Genomic DNA, 2,448 nt, shown 5'->3' with positions numbered 1-2,448 from the left:
ACGTGGTACAGCGCCAGCGCCGTCTCCGGCACGTTGTTGGGGAACTGGTCGGTGTCCCAGCCCAGCTGCGGGTCGCCGCGGTTCATGTCCAGGCTGCCCAGGATGCCCAGCGCGCCGGCGGTGGCGATCTCGTGCTCGAAGCTGTGGCCCGACAGCGTGGCGTGGTTGGCCTCGATGTTGACCTTGACCTCGTTCTCCAGCCCGTAGCGCTTGAGGAAGCCGTAGACCGTGGCGGTGTCGAAGTCGTACTGGTGCTTGGACGGCTCGCGCGGCTTGGGCTCGATAAGGATGGCGCCCTTGAAGCCGATCTTGTGCTTGTACTCGACGACCATCGTCAGGAAGCGGCCCAGCTGATCCAGCTCCTGGCCCAGGCGCGTGTTCAGCAGCGACTCGTAGCCCTCGCGACCGCCCCACAGCACGTAGTTCTCGCCGCCGAGCTTGAGCGTCGCGTCCATCGCGTCGCGCACCTGCAGCGCGGCCATCTTGAAGATCTCGGGGTCGGGGTTGGTGGATGCACCCGACATGAAGCGGCGGTGGCTGAACAGATTGGCCGTGCCCCACAGCAGCTTCACGCCCGTGGCTTGCTGCTTCTCGCCCAGCACGTCGACCAGGCGCTGGAAGTTCTCGTGGCTCTCGCGCGGCGTGGTGCCTTCCGGGGCGACGTCGCGGTCATGGAAGCAGTAGTAGGGCACGCCCAGCTTGGCGAAGAACTCGAAGGCCGCGTCGGCCTTGAGCTTGGCCAGCTCCATCGGGCTGCCGCCCTGGAACCAGGGGCGCTCGAACGTCGCGCCGCCGAACGGGTCCAGGCCCGTCCAGACGAAGTTGTGCCAGTAGCAGGCAGCGAAGCGCAGGTGGTCTTCCATGCGCTGGCCCAGGACGATGCGGTCCTTGTCGTAGTGCTTGAAGGCCAGTTCGTTGTGGCTGTCGGCGCCTTCAAAGCGGACGGGCTGGATGTGTTCGAAGTAGCTCATGTCGGTGGGGCTGAAGGAATTCAGGCGCCGCGCAGGCGGCGGTACAGGTCACGGAAGCGCGCCAGGCGTGGGGCCAGGCGGGCGTGGTGGGAGGCATCGGGCGTGAAGCGGGCCGCGATGTCGGGGCGGGTGCAGACGGTCTCGACGGCGCCGCCCGTGGCGAGCCAGCCCAGCCGTGCGGCGCCCAGCGCGCCACCGGCCTCGCTGCCGGCGTGCACGACGATCTCGACGTCCAGCGCATCGGCGATCAGCTGCGCCCAGTAGGCGCTGCGCGAACCACCGCCGACGAGCGACAGCTGGCGCACCTCGGTGCCGGCGGCGCGCAGCGCGGCCAGCCCGTCGGCCAGGCCGAAGGCGACGCCTTCCAGCACGGCGTAGGTGCAGTCGGCGCGGTTGGTCTGGCTCTTCAGGCCATGGAAGACGCCCGGCGCGAACGGGTCGTTGTGCGGCGTGCGCTCGCCGGCCAGGTAGGGCAGGAAAAGGGGCGCGCGGTCGCTGACTGCGTTGTCATCGGGCGCCAGGTCGGCCAGCACGGTAGCCTCGTCGGCACCCACAAGCTGGCAGAACCAGCGCAGGCAGCTGGCGGCCGACAGCATCACGCTCATCTGGTGCCAGCGCGCGGGCAGCGCGTGGCAGAAGGCGTGCACGGCCGAGGCCGGGTTGGGACGGTAGCGGTCGTTGACGACGAACAGCACACCCGACGTGCCCAGCGAGATGAAACCATCGCCGGGGGCCGTCGCGCCGATGCCGATGGCGCTGGCGGCGTTGTCACCGGCGCCGCCGGCGACGACGACTTCCGCGCCCAGGCCCCAGGCGGTGGCGAGTTCGGGCTTGAGCACGCCGCTGGGCTCACTGGCCTCCACGAGGCGCGGCATGTGGGCGCGCGTGAGGCCGGTGGCGGCCAGCAGCTCGTCGGACCAGTCGCGGCGCGCCACGTCCAGCCACAGCGTGCCGGCGGCGTCGGAGGGGTCGGAGACCTTGTCGCCGGTGAGCTGCAGGCGCAGCCAGTCCTTGGGCAGCAGCACGCTGGCCACGCGGGCGAAGACGGCGGGCTCGTGCTTGCGAACCCACAGCAGCTTCGGGGCGGTGAAGCCGGGCATGGCCAGGTTGCCGGCGATGTCGTGCAGGGCGGGGGCTGCGGCTTCCAGTTCGGCGCACTCGGCGTGGCAGCGGCCGTCGTTCCACAGGATGGCGGGGCGCAGCACGGCGTCGGCGGCGTCCAGCAGCACGGCGCCGTGCATCTGGCCCGACAGGCCGATGCCGCGCACGGCGGCGAACTCGGTGGGGTGGGCGGCGCGCAGCGTCGCGACAGCGGCTTCGGTGGCGCTCCACCAGTCGGCGGGGTTCTGCTCAGACCACAGCGGCTCGGGACTGGACAGCGTCAGCGCGCTGCCGGCCGTGCCGACGATGCGGCCCGTGCCGTCCAGCAGCAGCAGCTTGACTTCGGACGTGCCCAGATCAATGCCCAGATACATCA

The 2,448-nt window shown here is 70.5% G+C and carries 2 protein-coding genes; both read right to left on the bottom strand.

Annotated features, from left to right (window positions below; translation table 11 throughout):
- Nucleotides 1-971, bottom strand: a 971-nt coding sequence (gene xylA / locus ACG04R_RS28355; RefSeq protein WP_394418167.1) for a xylose isomerase, incomplete at its 3' end; no start/stop codon positions are given.
- 20 nt (nucleotides 972-991) lie between these two features.
- Nucleotides 992-2,446, bottom strand: a complete 1,455-nt coding sequence (gene xylB / locus ACG04R_RS28350; RefSeq protein WP_394418164.1) for a xylulokinase — start codon at nucleotides 2,444-2,446, stop codon at nucleotides 992-994.
- Nucleotides 2,447-2,448: the final 2 nt, after the last annotated feature.

The organism is Pelomonas candidula, assembly GCF_043555985.1.
In the GTDB taxonomy this organism is placed as follows: domain Bacteria; phylum Pseudomonadota; class Gammaproteobacteria; order Burkholderiales; family Burkholderiaceae_C; genus Pelomonas; species Pelomonas candidula.
Note: the sequence above shows the minus strand (reverse complement) of the source record. Positions and strands in the feature narration are given on the sequence as shown.

Coding starts and splice junctions, on each gene's coding strand:
- xylB (WP_394418164.1), bottom strand. CDS start 2,446: ATGTATCTGGGCATTGATCTGGGCACGTCCGAAGTCAAGCTGCTGCTG.